Source organism: Pseudoalteromonas sp. PB2-1, assembly GCF_045040605.1.
Taxonomy (GTDB): domain Bacteria; phylum Pseudomonadota; class Gammaproteobacteria; order Enterobacterales; family Alteromonadaceae; genus Pseudoalteromonas; species Pseudoalteromonas arabiensis.
This window is the reverse complement of sequence record NZ_CP090667.1, coordinates 1,176,865-1,195,991: the sequence shown is the minus strand read 5'-3', so window position 1 is coordinate 1,195,991 and position 19,127 is coordinate 1,176,865. Positions and strand designations below refer to the sequence as shown.

Below are 19,127 nucleotides of genomic sequence, written 5' to 3'. Positions count from 1 at the left end.
CCAGATAGCGAAATGGAAATTTTATGTTAGCAAACCTTCTTTTCCTAAATGACTACGTATGTACCTCAGATAAATAGATATCAACGCTTTTCTTTTCTTTAACGGGCACATAAAATATTGCTTTAAAGGAGAGCTAATGCAGTCACAGCACAGAAATCTGAGTTTATTATTCATCCTTGGCCTATTGGTCATTTTTTGCCCTCTAGGTATTGATATTTATCTTCCAGCATTCCCTACCATTGCTGAACAACTCAATGCATCAGAAAAGCAACTTCAGCAAACAGTGGCTATTTTTATGCTAACAGTGGGTCTTGGTCAGCTAATTGCGGGACCACTTGCCGATAAGTTTGGCCGTAAGCCTGTGGCTATTACCGGTGTTACGATTTATGGTCTAGCGGCATTCGGGGCCTATTTGGCTCCAGACTTTACCACGTTGATGAGCGCAAGGGCATTACAGGGCTTGGGAGCATGCGCAACTTTTGTCGTCGCTTTTGCAATAGTCAGAGATAAATTTGGTAGCGAACGTAGCGGTCAGATCATTACTTACTTAAATGGTATCGTTTGCTTTATTCCTGCCCTCGCCCCTATTCTAGGCGCTTGGTTAACCGTGCAATTTGGTTGGCGAATGAACTTTTTATTTATGGCTGGATTTGCGCTTGTCAGCTTGTGTATTGTTTTATTACTCTTCAAAGAAACACGCCCAACAGATAGTGTTTACAGAGGCCATATTCTCGACCTAAGACGCTTTATACCGATTATTTCTACACCGCTGTTTTTATTTCATAGCTTAATTTGTTTAGTCACGATGTCGGCTATTTTAGTCTTTGTGACCCTCGCGCCAGGCTGGCTAATCACTGAACTTGATGGCAGTGTGGCTGACTTCACTTTTTGGTTTACCTGTAATGCTGCTTTGAGCATTCTTGCCAGCTTTATTATGCCCATTTATATTAAAAGACAGCCCAAACGTGCTTTAAAAGCTGGACTTTTATTATTAGTGTTATCTGGGTGTATTATGCTTGCTCTTAGCCAACAACGCTCAGCCTTAGCTTTAATGTTTCCTATGTTTATTGCCGCCTTTGGCTATGCGCTAACACTCGGCTCATCTGCAGGGCGAGCGCTAAGTTTATTCCCAAAACAAGCTGGAACAGCCTCTGCACTAGTGGGTCTTATGCAAATGAGTGGAGCAAGCTTTTTAGTATTTTTAACCCAGTTACTGGAGCTAACAACGCCAGTATTGATTAGCGTGCACTTTCTAATGCTCATTCCATTTGCCTACTTACTTTTTAAATACAAACAATTATCATAACAAGATGGGTAAATAAGAATTATTATACTCTATTTACCCATTTAGCCTTCCCGTTATAACTAAATGCTATTAAAGAACTGTTTCTAGAACATTTTATTCCGATTTTTAGTATAATTAAACTTGTACCTGCGTAGTTATTAAATTATTGTTTACCCAAGTTAACAAAAGGTTAACCTTAATACACGTTTGGGATACAAAATATGAAAAAGAATAAACTAGCTTTAGCGTTAATCATCAGCGGATTGTGTGCAGCAGGAACAGCCAACGCAGCAGATGATCGTTACATCATCCAAGTAGACAATAACAAAAAAGGCGTTGTGAAAGCACTCGCAAAAAAACTGGGCGGTGATATCAAAGTTGATGGTAATGGTTTTATTGCAGCACAATTCTCCGGTCACGACCTAGCAAGTATAAAAGGCTTGCTTAACAACCCTCACATTAAACTAATTGAAGAAGATCAAAAGCGTATACCTATGGCAGTATACAATGACGATGCTGGTAATCCTATGCAGCAGCAGTTAACACCTTACGCGGTTTATCAATCACAGGCTGATCAGGTGACGTTTGATGCGAATGCGGGCATGAAAGTGTGTGTAATTGACTCTGGCCTAGATGCAACCAATCCAGACTTCATTTGGGGCAACATTACAGGTGATAACGACAGTGGTACAGGTAACTGGTACGATAATGGCGGCCCGCACGGTACTCACGTAGCGGGTACTATTGGTGCTGCAGATAACAATATTGGTGTTGTCGGTATGGCACCGGGTGTAGCAATGCATATCATCAAAGTATTCAATGCTGAAGGTTGGGGTTACTCATCAGATTTAGCGCACGCAGCGGATTTATGCTCTCAAGCAGGTGCGAATATCATCAGCATGAGCTTAGGTGGCAGTGGTTCAAATAGCACCGAATCTAACGCGTTTGCTAATTTCACAAATGCTGGCGGCTTAGTTGTTGCTGCTGCTGGTAACGATGGCAATAGTGTCCGTTCATACCCTGCTGGTTACCCTTCAGTGATGATGGTGGGTGCCAATGATGCAAACAATCAAATTGCCGACTTTTCACAGTTCCCTAGCTGTACTTCAGGCCGTGGAAAACGTGCAACAACAGACGAAACAATCTGTGTCGAAGTAACCGCAGGTGGGGTTGATACACTTTCTACTTACCCTGCAGGTATGGCAACGTCAGCTAGCTTAGCAGCTGATGGCGCAGGCTTTGCTACTTCATCAATGGAAAACTCAGGAAATGCATCAGGCACGGCTTATTACATGGGTACTGCTGAAAGTATTGATGCGGGCGCAGCGGGCAAAATTTGTATGATTGACCGCGGTAATATCTCGTTCTATGACAAGGTAAATAACTGCGAGAACTCAGGTGGTATCGGTGCTGTTATCATCAATAACGAAGCGGGTATGTTATACGCTACATTAGGCGATACAAATGATACCAGCATTCCAGCTGTAGGTGCTGCACTTGAAGACCGCTCAGCGCTTCTTTCAAGCACAACGATTGATATCGCAATTGGTACCAGTGATTATGGTTTCATGAGCGGTACATCAATGGCAACACCTGCTGTTTCAGGTATTGCAGCACTCGTTTGGTCTAATCACACGGAGTGTACTGGTACAGAAATCCGTGATGCCCTTAAAGCAACAGCAGAGGATCAAGGTGCTGCAGGTCACGATGTGTACTTTGGTCACGGTATCGTTAAAGCGGCTGCAGCAGATGCATATCTCACAGCAAATGGTTGTGCTGGCGGCAATGATGGTGGCGGCACAACACCTGGCAGCGATGCTATCAATCTTTCAACATCAGGTTATAAATCAAAAGGTACTGCCTATGTTGATTTAAGCTGGCATGGTGCAGCAACAAGTACTGTTGATATCTATCGTAATGGCAGCAAACTGGGCTCTATGGCAAACACCAATAGCTACACAGATACCATTACAACTAAAGGCGGTGGCTCTTACACTTACCAAGTATGTGAAGCGCAAAGTACAACTATTTGTTCAAATAACAGCACTGCTAATTTCTAATCTCCTACCCTACGAGATAAGCGGGCCATGATGCCCGCTTTTTCTTTTTCTGTAAGCTTGTTAGAATCAGCTATCCATCTTTTTTATCTTATGCCAATGATTAATCCCGAATTTTTGCTCTCGTTTCTCGGCGCCAGTTTTTTGATTGCCGTAGCTCCTGGGCCTTCTAACGCATTTTTAATGGCACAAACCTTTGCCAATGGTAGAGCAGCGGGCCTGCAAAGCGCATTCGGATTTGCACTTGGCGGCGTTGTGCACACCTTTTTTGCCGTCATTGGGTTAACAGCCATATTAAAGGCATCTGCAGTCGCTTATACCACAGTACAATACTTAGGTGCTGCATACCTTTGCTATTTAGGGTTAATGACCTTAAAAAGTACTTTTAATCAGCCTGAACCACATTGCGACGAAAAACCTCATGTCAGTACCAGTAAAAAGCAAAATGTGATGTTTCAAGCCATGATGACCGAAGTACTCAACCCTAAAGTAGCTTTGTTTTTCATTGCCTTTATTCCACAATTCGTCGATCCGAGTTTATCATCAACGACATTTCAACTCGCATTTTTTGGCCTACTCTACCCACTTTTTGCTTTTCCAATCGACTGCACGTATATTTATTTCGGCGATAAAATTGCCAGTTACTTTCGTGAGCATCCACAAACCCAAATTTGGATTGATAGGATCACCGGGCTGGTCTTTATAGCCTTAGCAATTAACCTACTAATTTAAGAGCACTTATGGAACAAAAACAACAAGCCTTACCTGCCAAGAAAAATATCGCCCTTGTTGCCCACGATGGTAAAAAAGCGGCACTGCAAGCGTGGTGTGAAAAGCATCAAGGTATTTTAAGCAAGCACACACTGTATGGTACAGGTACAACAGGCCATTTAATCGAGCGCACAACAGGGCTTGAAGTCATTAAATTATTAAGTGGTCCAATGGGTGGCGATCAGCAGTTAGGTGCTAAAATTGCTGAGCATGAAGTGCATATGTTGGTCTTTTTCTGGGATCCACTCGCATCACAGCCGCATGATCCAGATGTAAAAGCACTCCTACGTTTAGCCGCTGTGTGGAATATTCCTGTCGCCTGTAATGAGGTCAGTGCCGATATGCTTTTAAGCTCACCCATGATGGAGAGCGAGCTTAATCGCACGCTACCTGATTACGAGAAATACTTAGCAACACGCCAAGTTACGTTGTAGTCTTTATAAATGAGCACATTTAGCGATATAGCTTATGTGCCCATTTAGTCAAGCCAGCAGTGACACTGCCAAAGTGATCCCCATTGAGCATCTTAATTCCACCTAAGTGAGCTTTTAACGCCGTTTTAATTAATGGCGACTGAGCACTGCCTCCAGTTAAATAAATAACGTCAGGTGTTGTACCAGCATCCGCTATGGCTTGTTTAGCTAGCGTTACTATCTGGCTTATAGAGTCATCTACCGCTAAAGATAGATCATTTAACGTCAAGCACTGACTTAACTCTGGGTCTAAAAACCCTAAATCAGTGGTAAATTCGTTGCTTGACGAGAGTGCAATTTTTGCCGCCTCACCCTGCTGTACTAATTGGTGGCCTTGCTTATTTTGTTGCAAATGAATTAAGCGCTTAAATAACTCAGGCTGTTGCACTTCACGTAGTTGTGTAACAAGGTCTCGATGGTGTGCATCACTGTAAAACAAGCTTTGTAGATTAACATCATTGATTTTACAGGCTTGCCAAAACGGCTGATTAGGCAGTGGTAGACCCGATTTAAACTCAGTGCCTAAACCAAGCAACGGCATTAACCCGTGAAAGCTCAGCGCGATATCTAAGTCATTACCGCCAACACGTTTCCCGCTGTGAGCTAAAAAGTCGTTATCACGACACTCACTTTGTCGAAAGCTCGGCCCCATTTGTACAAATGAACAATCGCTGGTACCCCCGCCAATATCTACAACCAATACTTTTTGGTCTTCCTGCAATGAAGTTTCATAATCAATCCCTGCCGCTAGCGGCTCATATAAAAACGACACCTCTTTGAATCCAGCACGCTTTGCTGCTCGCTCCAAAATTCCTAGTGCTTGTTGATTAGATTCTTCACCACCGACTGATTGAAAGTTTACCGGTCGTCCAATTACCGTTTCTGTTAATGACTCTTGCAGTGATTGCTCGGCGCGCTGTTTAATTTTTAAAATCATCGCCGTTGCAATGTCTTCAAAAAAGTTAATTTGTCCTTGTTTCAAGCCAACCGCGCCAAAAAATGACTTAGGTGATTTAACAAAATAACCTTCCTCAGGAAACTGCACATATTCACTAATGGCTTCACGACCAATAAATAAGGTCTCATCGCCTGCTTGGATATCTAAGTCGGATTTAACGCGAGGTAAAGTATTAAGGAGCGCTTGACGCTGAGTTCTAAAGCCGTGCTCAAATTGGCTCCCAGCTAAGTGCTTTGCTACAAAATCAACAACCAACGCGCTGTGATGAGTATAAAGTGTTGAAGGTAAATAGTGTTTGCCTTGCTCAAGTGGCACTAAAGAGACTTGTTGCTCATTATTCATTACACCGATTGCGCAATTAGAGCTACCATAATCAAAGCCTGCAAACATCGTCTTACCTATACATCAATAAAAAGGCCGCGAAATTTACCATAATTACAGCTGTTTTTGAATGTTTAAACTTATAAGGCACTTCGCTCACGTAAAAAGCTGGCGAAACGTGGTAGTCCATGTTTGGTAAAACCATGGTATTTGTAGGTAACGGTACTGCCTATTGCCGGAGGAAATTGCCGCTGATGGTCTGAAAACCCCGAGCCAATTTTAAACTCTACTCCTTCAGCGCTACGTACCTTAAGTGCACCTAACATATTCTTATACTTACCTTTTCCTGGCAAATGCGCAATAACAATCGCCTCGGCATCAAGATAGGGTTTAAGCTTTAATAAAGCGTCACTGCGCCCAGAGCGATGCACCGCAGACGCTAAATGTAGCATCACTCCTTCAGCACCCTTTGCTATTAAATCATCCATGTACATACTAAGTTGATGATTATTTTCAAAGTGTTTTTGTTCTACTGCGATTATGTGCTTAACGTTTAACTGCGCTACCAACCCTAGATAATTTTTATAACGCTCGCTAAAAGGGAGGCTAGAGTCTGGCATATCAAAGACCATATAACTTACATTCTGCCAGTCATTATCAACGGGAAGCTGTGTTCGAATAATGCCACTCAGGTTAGCGAAGTCTTGCCGTTTGCTCCAAAGTTCTCCATCTAGCCAAACCTTAGGTAAAGGAGCTGTAAACCAAGCAGGCGCATTAATCGTATTTCCTGCGCGGGTTAGGAATTGAGTGCCAGTCCAGATTGCACGTACACCATCGTACTTTTCACTCACGAGGTAATCACTGACAACAACACTATCAGCGTCATATACTTTAGCGAGTTGAACTTTTGGTGTTGCCACAGCGATTGCTGTAAATAGGCTACAGCACAGTAAAGTAACGAGTCTGCGAAATAGAAAGCTCATAAATGCATCCCTGCAAAGAATCATTTTCTAAACTATAGCTTATTTTGTACCCATTTTAGAAGATCTTTTAGATTCACGAACTTTCCTGCCGCTTTACTAAAATCATGCTCTAATGTGAAGTGGTTTGGTACAGCAAACACAGGCACGTTTGCGTTACTTGCAGCGCTTACACCTGTGAATGTATCTTCAACTGCAATTGCTTCATCTGCCTTAATCTGTAAGGTATCAAGAGCGAGTTGATATGGATCGCCTGCAGGCTTGGGATTTATCACATCATCTTTCGTGACTACACAATCAAACCAATCAAAAATGCCATAGCCTTTTAAAATAGGATACGCTTCATCTTTAGCACTGCCTGTTACTAACGCCATTTTTAAACCGCTCGCTTTAATTTCTTCTAATACTTCTTTTGCGTAAGGCATAAACGCTGGCAAATTCGAGCTTACGAAGCGACCAAATGCAGCATACTTATCATTTGTTAATTGTTCAGGGCTAATCGTAAGCTGATATTTTTCAACCACTTCTTTTGCGGCTTCAAGGGTCGGTCTGCCTGAAAAGCGTTGGCAAAATGTAGCCTCATCATATTGCACGCCAAAAGGCGCGAGTAAATCATTCCAAATATTAAAATGCACACTTTCAGAATCAACCAGCGTGCCATCCATATCAAATAATACTGCTTTTAAAGTCATCCTCATTCCTTCAAAGTTAAAGTAAAAAGGTGCCATTGGCACCTTTAATTAATTCAGCGTGATTATTCAGTTAAGCCCGCAGGTGGCTCCGCAAAGGCGTCTTCGCCTGTTTCGACATCAACTAGCTCGTAGCCACGTTGCTTTCTAACCACTTTTAAAACTGGCTTAGAAAACGCCGTTTTTAAACGATCAGCGTCAGCTTCTAGCTCTTCAACTGTATTGCCAAAAGGCGCTGCTCCAGTTTCTGACCAGTTAGTCACTTTACCATTTAAGTTATATTCAACTTCATGAATTTGATATTGTGCCGCTTCATCTTTTGTTGCTTCACAAAAAATCACACGGTAGTTCCAAAATCCAGCCATAGCTATTCTCTTTCTCTTAAATTAATCCTGCCACTTTAGCAGTTACCAACGCGATTATAAACGAAAAAACCCGCTATACAGCGGGTTTTAATAGGACTTATTATTTCAGCTTAGAAGAAGCTTACTTTGAACTCAGCACCGATGTAACGCTCTTCGTTCACCATTGCTGTGTTGTTATTGAAGTCGATAGCACCGATTGATTGTTGCTCGTCGAACATGTTACGAACGAATGCTGATACTTCATATTCGTTGTCGCCTTCAGCCCAAGCATAACCTGCACGTAAACCCACTTCTGTTAATGGCTTGCCTTCAAACTCAACTGACTCGTATAAGAAGTAGTTGATTTCGCTACGGTAAGACACGTCAGCGTAAGTGAAGAATTCACCGTCAGCAACTTCACGGCTATAACGTAATGTGACGTTAGAGATCCACTCAGGTGCGTGCGGTAGGCTGTTACCATCTAAGATAGCACGGTCTTCAGGACCAAATGCGCCCGGTACTTGGAATGTTGGATCTGTCACTGTACATTGTGCACAAACAGCAACGGCTAAATCTTTATCTTTAAGCTCAGTGTTGTTGTAGCTTAAGTTAAACGTCGCATTTAGGTTATCAGTTAATACCCACTCAGTGTCTAACTCAAAACCATAACCAGTTGTCTTATCAGCATTAACTAGACGGTTGAAGTTTGCACCACCACCCACAGCTGTTAATTGTTGGTCATCCATTGTGTAGTAGAACACAGTCGCATTTACACGACCACGGCCATCGAGTACGTCTGATTTAATACCTGTTTCAAAAGATGTTACAGTTTCAGACTCAGCAACAGTTACTTCATCACCGAATAAGATACGACCCTGAATACTTGGGGCACGGAAGCTATTAGCAACACGCGCGTACCAGTTTACCTCGTCGTTGATCTTGTAGTTAGCAGATAAATCCCAGCTAACGTGATCGTCACTTGGGTTTTCTGTTAAGAATAACGCACCGCCACCAGCAGGGCTTAAAGTACGGTTTGCTGAGAACTCTTTCTCGTCATCAGAGTAACGAAGACCCGCTGTTACTTTTAAGTCATCAGTGATTGTGTAATCTAATGAACCGAATACCGCCCATGCCTTAGTATCTTGCTGCTGGATAACATAACCGTTTAACTCACCCGGTGTTGCACCATATGTGTCGTAGCTGAAGTTTTCGATTGTTAGCGCTTCGTCAAAGTAGAATACACCGACTTGGAAATTTACGTCACCAGCATAGTTACTTGATAAACGAAGTTCTTGCGTGTATTGGTCTTGATCTGGAATACCGTCAGCACTTTCAGAAGTGAACGGAATAAAACCTGGGCCCATAGGTGCTGTCGGGTCGTCTGCATTAAAGAAACCGTAACCACCGTCGATGTCAGCGCGAGAATAGATTTCAGCACTTTCCCATGCAGAGATTGACGTAAGTGTTAAATCGTTGATGTCCCACTCAAGCTTTAAGCTTGCGCCTTGTGATTCAACTTGCTGTGTCGCACGTGAAGCTGCATCGTGGAAAACCACATCGTGTTCAAAGCCATCAACTAAATCGTTTGTACCCGCTTTGATTGCGTTACCACGGAATGCAATTGGCTTACCGTCCATATCACGCGTGTGGTAGTTGAATAAACCTGTGAAATCATCACCTTCATATAAGAATTGAACACGAGCCGCTTTTTCAGTGTAACCACCTAATACGTCATCTTGCTCAAACCCTGGTGCGCGATTATCAATGTAATCGTCTTTTTCTTGCCAAAGTACAGAAACACGTGTTGATAAACGGTCTGTTAGGCCACCGCCAACAGCACCTTCAAAATCAACTGCGCCACGGCTACCGTAAGATACTGAACCATAGCCTTCAAATTCTTGTGATGGTTTAACTGTATCAAATTTAACAAGGCCAGCCGGCGTGTTACGACCGAATAATGTACCTTGTGGGCCGCGTAATACTTCTACGCGAGCAACGTCAAATACAGGGAAACCTTTTAAGATTGCGTTTTCTTGAACGACTTCATCAACCACTAAAGAAACAGGTTGAGAAGCATTCAAATCAAAGTCTGTGTTACCTAGACCACGAACATAAAAGCGTGGGAATGAACGACCAAACGAAGATTCGATTGATAAACTTGGGATTTTCGCATTCATAAAGCGAATATCCATACCAGCTGAGCTGTAAGCATCTAAGTTATCACCTTGCAGCGCAGATACTGCAACAGGTACTTCCTGAGCATTTTCCACACGCTTACGAGCAGTGATTTGGATAACTTCTAATTGGTTGTTTTTTGCTGCTGGTGCTTCGTCTGCAGCAAGAGTTGAAAATGAAGTACCTGCTACAGCAGAGAACAACGTTGCATTGATTAGGGTTGCTAACGTAGATCTTTTCATTGCTTTCATGTCGGGTTTTAACCTTTTTTATGCACTCTTATTCAACGGTGATGATGTTGCGTCAAATCATTTGACGGGCTCGGCCAATTTTTCGCGCCTTATAATAAGCTGCGCGGACCTCTAAATCGAGAGTGCAAAACGAGGTAAAGAGGCTGAACGAACGCTGACGATTATAACACTTTATGACACTTTTACTGCATTAAAAATTATAAATATACAATTTTTTTACAACAATTAGCGGCAACATCAAAGCATTTAGAAGAAATTATGCAACTATTTTACACTTTAGCGGACATATGTCCTGTTCATTATATAACAACGATGTGTAGAGAATCCACACAACTGAGAACTACTTTCATTTGCGACAATTTTCATTACGAACCTACTACACGAGCAAATTCTGGGTTGGCTAATTCACAATTATGCTCGTTCAGCAAACCTAACATCGCCATATTTAACTCTTCAATTATTTCCATGTAAAACGCAAAATCGACTGTCTCTACGTAGCTTAGTACATCGATTTGTAAAGCCCAAGGCGTAAAACCTTTAAATCGTACTCGACAAGGCTCATCGGCAATATGTTCATGCTCTTTAAGTAGTGCACGAACAGACGCCATAAAAGCATGTAAGTTTTGCTGCTCTGTTTTTGCGCTGAGCATTAACTTAGGTCGATATGAAATGCGTTCTCGCTCAGAAATATTTTCAAGCTGCATATCCACAAACTTAGCATTCGCTACATAAATTACCGAGCGATCAAGTGTGCGTATACGTGTTGCCCTCAGGCCTATCTCTTCAATTGTTCCGAGGTGATTGTCAAACTTACACAAATTACCAATTCGTACAGGTGCTGATGTATAAAGCGTGATTGCTGCAATGATATTTTCAACCGTTTTTTGTGCAGCAAGTGCGATAGCAAGCCCACCGATACCCAGACCAGCAAGTAAGGTCGTCGCGTTAAAGCCCAAATTCTCGAACCAGACAAATAACATAATAATCACGATACTGGTTTTTATGACGTTACTCACAGGCCTAAGCAAGAAAACAGCATGAGGTTTATCTTGGCGAATAAAACGCTGGCTCAAGCGATGTTTCGTAATATCAACAATACGTAAAAACACCCAAGTCCATGCTAAAAGCAAAACCGTGGCGCCATGAATTACGGCCAAAAAAGCAATGGTTACATTAGATTCATCACTTAACGAACGCGACATTATTACTGCTATTAATAAACAGATTGGTCCATTGATAAAATCAACAATGTCTTGCTGTATGGGAAACTTTAAGTGCACTAAAACAAAAGAAACGAGTCGTGTTAACACAATTGCGACGAGTACAAAGAAAATAAAAGAACATGCAAAGTAGACCCATTGCCACAGCATTACACCTAAAAATTCAAAACTTGGTAAAGACTGATATAGCCACTCTCCTATGCGGTTATACCCATACTCTTTGATTAATAGGGGGATTTTGCTCACTGTCGCATTGGAAATTTTCCAAATCGTTTGCGTCCCTTGTTTATTTGGAACACGCTGTAATAAGATTTGCACTTTCCCTTGTGAAGTGGAAATTTCACCGACAAGATCGCGATAACTTGGTACCGCTTCATTTTTTTTGCCGTCAGGCTTATTACTCAGGTTATCAATATCAACCCATAAAGTTCTATCTAATATTAAAGATAGATTTTCAGCCAGCTTCATCTGACCAATGGCAGCAGCATCTTGCGGTAAGTTACGATAATCGAGGTAGTGACTAGCTAATTCAAAGTCGCGTGCCCGTGCAGCGGTTAAAAAACCATACATTGTATTTCGCGGAGTAATTCGATTGAATTCATCGAAAAATAAAGCCTCATCAGCTTGCTGACTAGTAAGTGAGCTCCCTGCCTCTGCACTCGTCACTTCTTTTTCTTCATCAGTTTTTTCTTTATCATTTTTATCAATAAGTGACTTTACAGTGACCTCTGGCGTACTCATAGCGTATGCCTTACTCCCTACTGCGGCCATACAGATAACCAATAGGTAACACATGACGCACAAAAAAGTAGTGGCTAAATTTTTCACTCTCTCATCCTTGTAGCAAGATAATGAATAGACTCAAATTCATAATATTAGATTAGAGCATGCTTTTTTAACTGTACAAATATTAATTAAATTCCTTTGCTTTAAGTAGCTTAAATGTTAGATCTATTAAAACCTGTTAGCCCCTCTAACCTAGGCAAAGGAACTTTTTATGCATATTTCAAATTCGTTGATTCCACATTGGTCATCACTATTTATTCATGGCGTGATTGCGATAATCTTCGGGCTTTGTGGCTGGCTTGCACCCGAGGCATCACTTGCTGTGTTGATGTTTATTTTTGCTGCTTATTTCTTTGTAGATGGCGCAATTCGCGCATGGCTGGCTTTTGCTTCTAAAAAAGACAACCCATTGTGGTGGATGCTACTTATTGGCGGCCTTATCTCAATTGCTGCGGCATTAGTCACTTTGTTTGCGCCCAATGTTACCGCTATTTTAATGTTATATTTTATTGCGGCATGGGCTATCGCAATGGGGGTAATTGAAATCATTATCGCTAGTAAGCTTCGCAAAGAAATCAATAATGAGTGGATTTTAATTGCCAGTGGTGTCATATCCATCATTTTTGGTGCTTACTTAATGTTTAACCCTGGCGCAGGTGTCCTAACCTTACTTTGGTTAGTAGCCACTTACGCCATTGTGTTTGGTACCATGATGGTACTGCTCGCATTTAAGCTTAAAAAGCTCAATGAACAAGCGTAAAAAAAGCGGCTAAGCCGCTTTTTTTATTTTTGTGTACTTCGACGTTTTAAGGCAATTTCGCCATCAATATGAATGTCGCGCTGCGGGAATGCGATGGTAACATCGTGCTCAGCAAACACTTTATATATACTGAAACGTAGCTCACTTCGTACCTGTCGAAGTGGCGCTTCTGATTCCGCACATACCCAAAAGATAGCACTAAACGTTAATGAACTATCTGCAAAGTCATCAAATAAGACTGATGAGGCGGGTGTTTTTAAAATAGCCGGATGCTCATCCAAAATTTGCTTAATCAACTTTTCAACCAACACCACATCTGAACCATAAGCAACACCGACATTAACGGATGAGCGCGCATTACGATCAATCAGAGTCCAGTTAGTTACGGTATTTTCAAGCAGTTGGCTATTAGGCACTAACATATGCACACCATCGTTACGACGAATGCGTGTAGAGCGTGTGTTAATTGTTTCAACAACCCCTTTCGCCGTCCCTACTTCTAGAAAGTCACCAATACGTATTGGTCGCTCCCACATGAGTATCCAACCGCTAATAAAGTTATTAATAATGTTTTGTGCACCAAAACCGACACCAATAGCAATTGCACCAGAGACAAAAGCAAACGCTGTTAATGGAATATTGAGTACCTCAAGTGAGGTAAACACAAGCACCGCTATCGTAACGACAAGATATATACGGGTGAATAAATGAACAGCATCAGGGCCTAGGTTTTTTGCAAGTAATGCTTTTTTAATTAATCGACCTATCCACGTGACCACAAACCACATTAAAAAAAGCACCAAAGGCACTTGAATAATTTTTAGCACAGTAATTTGCACATCGTTGTAAGTAAACAATACAAACGATAATGCAGATTGCAGATCAGCAAGGCTCATAAATTAACATTCCTAGAAAAAATGAATTTGGTTCAGTTGTGACTAAGTTTAGCACGGCATAATAAGTGAAAACTTGGTAAATACTAAGTTCTTTATGCACGAAATGCGCTAATTATTAACTATTTTTGAACACAGATGCTATATAAACAGTGAGAGCTATAAGTAGCATGAGGAGAGCACAATGTCACAAATGACACTTACACAGAAACTAGCAACACTCCAGCCAATGGTTGATTTAAACTTGTTTGAGTCGAGCTTAGATTACAGAAACCGCATTTTAAACTTGCTTGCAGAACAAGAAAACACGTTAGCACTGATCAACAAAGAGTTCGGAAATGCGATGCCTGAAAACTTCGGCTCGGAGAAAAAGTTTGTACTCGGTTATAATTGATTCATGCATAACCGTCGATGTATAAATCACATTAATTTTTCTTATTATTACATTACTAGATAATAAAGCCGTCCGATTTATAGTAAGACGGCTTTTTTGTGCATTTTTGAAACACTTTATTCCCGTTTTGCGCTCAACCATCCTAATAAACCGATAGATTTAATTGTTTCTAGTCTAAAATTTGGTAATTTAAAAAAGCTCTCATCATTGGTGTATTCTCTCGAATAATGAATGTACCAAGCACATTTTTAAATTGGAGTTCTCATGCATAAGACCCTGATAGCAACAACGATTGCTAGTGCACTTTTACTTTCAGCTTGTAGTTCACAGCAAGCTGACACGCAAACTCAAGTTGAAACTGCTGCTGAAACACAAACAGCTAATGTTACCAACGTTCTTTTCAAGCCAAGCCCTTTACAATACATGGCTCCTGAGTTTGATAAAATTTCAACCAAAGACTACGAGCCAGCATTTGAAGCGGGTATTGCACAGCAAAAAGCTGAAATTGCAAAGATTGCAAACAACCCTGAGCCTGCAACATTTGAAAATACCCTTGTTGCAATGGAACTATCTGGTGAGCTATTAGACCGCACTTCTGCGGCATTTTTTAATTTATCAGGTTTGATCTCTGACAGTGAGTATCAACGTATCGCCGCTAAAATGGCGCCTATTATGTCTGCTCATACTGATGATATTTACCTAAACAAAGCCTTATTCGCTCGCGTGCAAAGTATCTACGATGACAAATCATCTTTAAATGCTGAAGATCAACGCCTTGTCGATTTTTACTATAAAAAGTTTGTTAACGCGGGTGCAAAGCTTAACGAAACTGAAAAAGCAAAAATGCGTGAAATCAACGCGGAACTTGCCAAACTTTCAACAGAGTTTTCACAAAATATCTTAAAATCATTCAAAGAAGATGTGATTTTAGTAACAGATAAAAGCGAGCTGGCTGGATTGTCTGAGGCTGAAATTGCAAGCCTTGCGGCTGCGGCACAAAAAGCAGGTAAAGAAGGTTACATGATCACGCTTGTCAACACGACTCGTCAGCCTATCTTACAAAGCCTTGAAAATCGTAAGCTACGTGAAAAAGTGTGGACCACTTCTGCAACTCGCGCACAAGCAACTAATGGCCCAATCATTCTTAAAGAGACTAAGCTACGCGCAGAAAAAGCAGCATTACTGGGTTACCAAGACTGGGCTTCGTATGTGATGACAACACGTATGGCGCAAACAACAGAAAACGTTTACGGCATTCTTGATGACTTAGCACCGAAAGCGGTTGCCAAAGCAGAAGCTGAAGCAGAACAAATCCAGCAAGTAATTAAAAAGTCTGGCAAAAACTTTGCCTTACAACCGTGGGATTGGGCATTCTATGCTGAAAAAGTACGCCAAGAAAAGTACGACTTAGACCCTGCGTTAGTTAAGCCTTACTTTGAAATGCAATCAGTGATCCACGACGGCCTATTCTTTGCGATGAATAAACTGTACGGCATTACCTTTAAAGAACGTACAGACTTACCTGTTTATCATGAAGACGTAATGGTATTTGAAGTATTTAACGAAGATGGCAGCGCTATCGGCCTATTCTACATGGATCCATATGCACGTGAAGGCAAACGCGGCGGTGCATGGATGAGCTCTTATGTCAGCCAAAGCGGTCTAAAAGACACCATGCCGGTAATCTACAACGCACAGAACATTCCTAAGCCAGCTGACGGCCAACCTACACTCATGACCTTCTCTGAAGTAACAACCATGTTCCATGAGTTTGGTCACGCTGTTCATGGTTTATTCTCTGACGTTAAATACCCTAGCCTCGCCGGTACTGCCACAGCACGTGATTTTGTTGAATTCCCTTCACAAGCAAATGAAGACTGGAACATCGAACCGACTGTACTGGCAAACTATGCCAAGCATTACAAAACAGGTGAGCCAATTCCAAAAGCATTACTTGCAAAAGTACTCGAATCACAAAAGTTCAATCAAGGTTTTGATACAACTGAGTACTTAGCCGCGGCACTGCTTGATATGGAATGGCATTCATTTGGTGTTGATGCTGATATTACAGATGTGCAAAAGTTTGAACATGATGCATTAGACAAGCACGGTATTGCCTACTACCCAGTACCGCCTCGTTATAAGTCTTGCTACTTCAGCCACACATTCGCTGGTGGTTACTCAGCAGGTTATTATGCGTACCTTTGGACTGAAGTATTCGCAGCAGATGCGTTTGCACACATGACAGAAGAAGGTGGCTTAACCCGTGAAAATGGTGATAACTTCCGTAAAGAAGTGTTATCAAAAGGTAACAGCCGCGACTTAATGCAAAGCTACATTGAATTCCGTGGTCAAAAACCAACAACAGACGCACTATTAAAGCGTCGTGGTTTAGTTGAGTAATAGTTAAATTATTCGCTAAGTGATGAAAGCCCGCAATTATTGCGGGCTTTTTGTTATAGTGCAATTTTAGAATCAATTACCATAAAACATGACCTACTTATTTGCTGTTACCCTGCTTTGGGCCTTTTCGTTTAGTCTTATTGGTGTTTATTTAGCAGGACAAGTCGATGCATGGTTCAGTGTGTTGATGCGTATTGGCTTAGCCACCTGCGTATTTTTACCTTTTCTGCACTGGCGTAAAACCCCTAAAGCTTTAGCACTTAAACTGATGGCAATAGGGGCGGTGCAGCTGGGTGTGATGTACAGCTTTTATTACCATTCGTTTTTGTACCTCAGTGTGCCTGAAGTGCTGTTATTCACGGTTATGACACCGCTTTATATCACCTTATTAAACGATATTCTTGAAAAACGCTTCAATGCTAAATTCTTGCTTGCCGCCATGCTGGCCATTGTCGGAGCAGTCGCTATTCGTTACGAAGGCATTGATGAAAACTACCTGCTTGGAATGCTACTTGTGCAGGCTGCCAATATTTGCTTTGCAACAGGACAAGTGACCTATAAACGATTAATGCAACACGAACACATTGCGCATTCTCGTGTGTTCGCATGGTTTTTCATTGGTGCACTCATCGTCGCATTAGTTTGCTATGGTTTATTTGGTGATACCAGTAAGCTCCCTACCACAACCACACAATGGGGTGTCCTGATTTACCTCGGAACAATTGCCTCTGGACTTGGTTATTTTGCATGGAATAAAGGCGCGACTATTGTCAATGTGGGTGCGCTCGCAGTAATGAATAACCTACTGATCCCTGCGGGGATTATTGTCAATATTGTTATTTGGAACCGTGATGCCGACATTCTCAGATTAAGTATTGGCGCAGCCGTTATACTGTTAGCTTTAATTGTGAACCAAGCCATTGTGAAAAAATAAATTAAGCTTACTGTCGTTTTATTGTCATTAATGATGATTAAGGTGATGCACTCATTTATTTTAAAGGATGCGAAAATAGTGAAACACATACCCTTACTGACTAGTTGCTTATTAATAGGCGTTCTTGCTGGTTGTGATGATGATGTAGAAGTTGTCGAAAAAGAAGTTGTTGTCACAAATACTGATGTTCAAGTTGTTGAAGTTCCAACCCCCATTGTCGTAGAAGTGGCGCAGGGCACCAATATTCAGCTTGGCACTCGCCCAGACTACCTCATTGATGACATGGCAGACAGTACACTAAAAACAAAACTAGAATCGTGTAAAGAAGGCCCCTTTTACCGTACTGATTTTTCAATCGGTCATCGAGGAGCGCCTATGCAATACCCTGAACACACTAAAGAGTCTTACATAGCTTCGGCTCGCATGGGGGCTGGCATTGTCGAGTGTGATGTCACCTTTACAAACGATAAAGAATTAGTATGTCGCCATTCGCAGTGTGACTTACATACCACCACGAATATTTTAGCTATTCCAGAGTTAGCTGCAAAATGCAGTGAACCTTTTACTCCAGCAGATCCTAACAGTGGTACGCCTGCCTCTGCTAAATGTTGTACTAGCGATATCAGCCTCGCAGAGTTTTTAACCCTTGAAGGCAAAATGGATGGTGCAAACACCAACGCAACTAATGTGGCTGACTATATGAAAGGAACGCCTAGCTGGCGCACTGATTTATATGCAAATACAGGCACCCTAATGACACATAAACAAAGTATTGCATTGTTTAAAGAGTTAGGTGTAAAAATGACTCCTGAACTTAAATCGCCAGCAGTTAGCATGCCTTTTGATGGTATGAGCCAAGAGCAGTACGCACAAAAAATGCTCGATGAGTACATACAAATGGACGTGCCCGCTAATCATGTTTTTCCACAGTCATTTAACTTAGATGATGTAAAATATTGGATAAATAACAATCCAGACTTTGCTGCTCAAAGTGTTTACTTGGATGGTCGTGATAGTGATGCAGGCTTTGATCCTAATAATCCTGACACTTGGCAACCCAGTATGGCTGCACTTTACAGTGACGGTGTTAAGATTATTGCACCACCAATCTGGATGCTATTAACCATTGATAACGACAATAACATAGTGCCTTCACAATATGCAGTTGATGCCAAAGCGGCAGGCCTTAAAATCATAGCATGGAGTTTCGAACGCTCAGGCCCGTTAAATAATGGTGGCGGCTATTATTATCAATCAGTTGCCGATGTTATTGATAACGATGGCGATATGATGACCGTGCTTGATGTATTAGCCAAAGATGTTGGTGTCATAGGTATCTTCTCTGATTGGCCTGCAACGGTTAGCTATTACGCGAGTTGTAATAACATGCCTGCCAGTATTTAAAAGTTTTACGGCTACAGTCGTTTATTTTA

The 19,127-nt window shown here is 41.6% G+C and carries 16 protein-coding genes; 9 read left to right on the top strand and 7 right to left on the bottom strand.

Annotated elements, in window-relative coordinates:
* Positions 1 to 136: 136 nt before the first annotated feature.
* The 4 genes from L0Z67_RS05490 to L0Z67_RS05475 all read left to right on the top strand — a co-directional run bounded on the left by L0Z67_RS05490 (position 137) and on the right by L0Z67_RS05475 (position 4,547).
* Positions 137 to 1,306 (top strand): multidrug effflux MFS transporter, encoded by a 1,170-nt coding sequence (locus L0Z67_RS05490; RefSeq protein ID WP_405128553.1) that lies wholly within the window; start codon positions 137 to 139, stop codon positions 1,304 to 1,306.
* A 200-nt stretch (positions 1,307 to 1,506) separates the two neighbouring features.
* Positions 1,507 to 3,345: a S8 family serine peptidase gene (locus L0Z67_RS05485; RefSeq protein ID WP_405128552.1), complete on the top strand. Its 1,839-nt coding sequence runs from the start codon at positions 1,507 to 1,509 to the stop codon at positions 3,343 to 3,345.
* 96 nt (positions 3,346 to 3,441) lie between these two features.
* Complete coding sequence (locus tag L0Z67_RS05480; protein WP_062570796.1) at positions 3,442 to 4,074, top strand: LysE family translocator; 633 nt, start codon at positions 3,442 to 3,444, stop codon at positions 4,072 to 4,074.
* A gap of 8 nt (positions 4,075 to 4,082) precedes the next feature.
* A complete protein-coding gene (locus tag L0Z67_RS05475) occupies positions 4,083 to 4,547 on the top strand; it encodes a methylglyoxal synthase (RefSeq protein WP_062570485.1) in 465 nt (154 codons plus the stop codon).
* Between the two features lie 19 nt (positions 4,548 to 4,566).
* Here the strand turns inward: L0Z67_RS05475 and yegD are convergent, their stop codons facing one another.
* The 6 genes from yegD to L0Z67_RS05445 form a co-directional block, all read right to left on the bottom strand.
* A complete protein-coding gene (gene yegD / locus L0Z67_RS05470) occupies positions 4,567 to 5,934 on the bottom strand; it encodes a molecular chaperone (protein ID WP_405128551.1) in 1,368 nt (455 codons plus the stop codon).
* 71 nt (positions 5,935 to 6,005) lie between these two features.
* A complete protein-coding gene (locus L0Z67_RS05465; protein ID WP_228074435.1) occupies positions 6,006 to 6,848 on the bottom strand; it encodes a DNA ligase in 843 nt (280 codons plus the stop codon).
* 32 nt (positions 6,849 to 6,880) lie between these two features.
* The gene (locus tag L0Z67_RS05460; protein ID WP_405128550.1) at positions 6,881 to 7,537 is read right to left on the bottom strand and encodes an HAD family hydrolase; all 657 of its coding nucleotides are present in this window, start codon (positions 7,535 to 7,537) and stop codon (positions 6,881 to 6,883) included.
* A 62-nt stretch (positions 7,538 to 7,599) separates the two neighbouring features.
* A complete protein-coding gene (locus L0Z67_RS05455; protein WP_062570481.1) occupies positions 7,600 to 7,899 on the bottom strand; it encodes a hypothetical protein in 300 nt (99 codons plus the stop codon).
* Positions 7,900 to 8,009: 110 nt separating this feature from the next.
* Positions 8,010 to 10,304: a TonB-dependent receptor gene (locus L0Z67_RS05450; protein ID WP_062570480.1), complete on the bottom strand. Its 2,295-nt coding sequence runs from the start codon at positions 10,302 to 10,304 to the stop codon at positions 8,010 to 8,012.
* Positions 10,305 to 10,669: 365 nt separating this feature from the next.
* On the bottom strand, positions 10,670 to 12,265 hold the full coding sequence (locus tag L0Z67_RS05445; RefSeq protein ID WP_237127670.1) for a mechanosensitive ion channel domain-containing protein: 1,596 nt from the start codon (positions 12,263 to 12,265) through the stop codon (positions 10,670 to 10,672).
* 256 nt (positions 12,266 to 12,521) lie between these two features.
* Here L0Z67_RS05445 and L0Z67_RS05440 point away from each other — a divergent pair, with 256 nt between their 5' ends.
* Positions 12,522 to 13,070 (top strand): HdeD family acid-resistance protein, encoded by a 549-nt coding sequence (locus L0Z67_RS05440; RefSeq protein WP_062570479.1) that lies wholly within the window; start codon positions 12,522 to 12,524, stop codon positions 13,068 to 13,070.
* A 23-nt stretch (positions 13,071 to 13,093) separates the two neighbouring features.
* Here the strand turns inward: L0Z67_RS05440 and L0Z67_RS05435 are convergent, their stop codons facing one another.
* The gene (locus L0Z67_RS05435) at positions 13,094 to 13,966 is read right to left on the bottom strand and encodes a mechanosensitive ion channel domain-containing protein (protein ID WP_237127671.1); all 873 of its coding nucleotides are present in this window, start codon (positions 13,964 to 13,966) and stop codon (positions 13,094 to 13,096) included.
* Positions 13,967 to 14,147: 181 nt separating this feature from the next.
* Here L0Z67_RS05435 and L0Z67_RS05430 point away from each other — a divergent pair, with 181 nt between their 5' ends.
* From L0Z67_RS05430 to L0Z67_RS05415, 4 genes are all read left to right on the top strand, one after another.
* Positions 14,148 to 14,357, top strand: coding sequence for a hypothetical protein (locus tag L0Z67_RS05430; protein ID WP_062570477.1), 210 nt, complete (start codon positions 14,148 to 14,150; stop codon positions 14,355 to 14,357).
* A 264-nt stretch (positions 14,358 to 14,621) separates the two neighbouring features.
* Positions 14,622 to 16,760: a M3 family metallopeptidase gene (locus L0Z67_RS05425; RefSeq protein ID WP_237115019.1), complete on the top strand. Its 2,139-nt coding sequence runs from the start codon at positions 14,622 to 14,624 to the stop codon at positions 16,758 to 16,760.
* Positions 16,761 to 16,848: 88 nt separating this feature from the next.
* A complete protein-coding gene (locus L0Z67_RS05420) occupies positions 16,849 to 17,694 on the top strand; it encodes a carboxylate/amino acid/amine transporter (RefSeq protein ID WP_062570475.1) in 846 nt (281 codons plus the stop codon).
* A 78-nt stretch (positions 17,695 to 17,772) separates the two neighbouring features.
* A complete protein-coding gene (locus L0Z67_RS05415; protein WP_237127672.1) occupies positions 17,773 to 19,098 on the top strand; it encodes a glycerophosphodiester phosphodiesterase family protein in 1,326 nt (441 codons plus the stop codon).
* Positions 19,099 to 19,127 lie beyond the last annotated feature (29 nt).

Excerpts from the sequence above, each read along its gene's own strand:
- L0Z67_RS05490 (WP_405128553.1), top strand. The coding sequence starts at position 137 with ATGCAGTCACAGCACAGAAATCTGAGTTTATTATTCATCCTTGGCCTA.
- L0Z67_RS05485 (WP_405128552.1), top strand. The coding sequence starts at position 1,507 with ATGAAAAAGAATAAACTAGCTTTAGCGTTAATCATCAGCGGATTGTGT.
- L0Z67_RS05480 (WP_062570796.1), top strand. The coding sequence starts at position 3,442 with ATGATTAATCCCGAATTTTTGCTCTCGTTTCTCGGCGCCAGTTTTTTG.
- L0Z67_RS05475 (WP_062570485.1), top strand. The coding sequence starts at position 4,083 with ATGGAACAAAAACAACAAGCCTTACCTGCCAAGAAAAATATCGCCCTT.
- yegD (WP_405128551.1), bottom strand. The coding sequence starts at position 5,934 with ATGTTTGCAGGCTTTGATTATGGTAGCTCTAATTGCGCAATCGGTGTA.
- L0Z67_RS05465 (WP_228074435.1), bottom strand. The coding sequence starts at position 6,848 with ATGAGCTTTCTATTTCGCAGACTCGTTACTTTACTGTGCTGTAGCCTA.
- L0Z67_RS05460 (WP_405128550.1), bottom strand. The coding sequence starts at position 7,537 with ATGACTTTAAAAGCAGTATTATTTGATATGGATGGCACGCTGGTTGAT.
- L0Z67_RS05455 (WP_062570481.1), bottom strand. The coding sequence starts at position 7,899 with ATGGCTGGATTTTGGAACTACCGTGTGATTTTTTGTGAAGCAACAAAA.
- L0Z67_RS05450 (WP_062570480.1), bottom strand. The coding sequence starts at position 10,304 with ATGAAAGCAATGAAAAGATCTACGTTAGCAACCCTAATCAATGCAACG.
- L0Z67_RS05445 (WP_237127670.1), bottom strand. The coding sequence starts at position 12,265 with ATGAGTACGCCAGAGGTCACTGTAAAGTCACTTATTGATAAAAATGAT.
- L0Z67_RS05440 (WP_062570479.1), top strand. The coding sequence starts at position 12,522 with ATGCATATTTCAAATTCGTTGATTCCACATTGGTCATCACTATTTATT.
- L0Z67_RS05435 (WP_237127671.1), bottom strand. The coding sequence starts at position 13,966 with ATGAGCCTTGCTGATCTGCAATCTGCATTATCGTTTGTATTGTTTACT.
- L0Z67_RS05430 (WP_062570477.1), top strand. The coding sequence starts at position 14,148 with ATGTCACAAATGACACTTACACAGAAACTAGCAACACTCCAGCCAATG.
- L0Z67_RS05425 (WP_237115019.1), top strand. The coding sequence starts at position 14,622 with ATGCATAAGACCCTGATAGCAACAACGATTGCTAGTGCACTTTTACTT.
- L0Z67_RS05420 (WP_062570475.1), top strand. The coding sequence starts at position 16,849 with ATGACCTACTTATTTGCTGTTACCCTGCTTTGGGCCTTTTCGTTTAGT.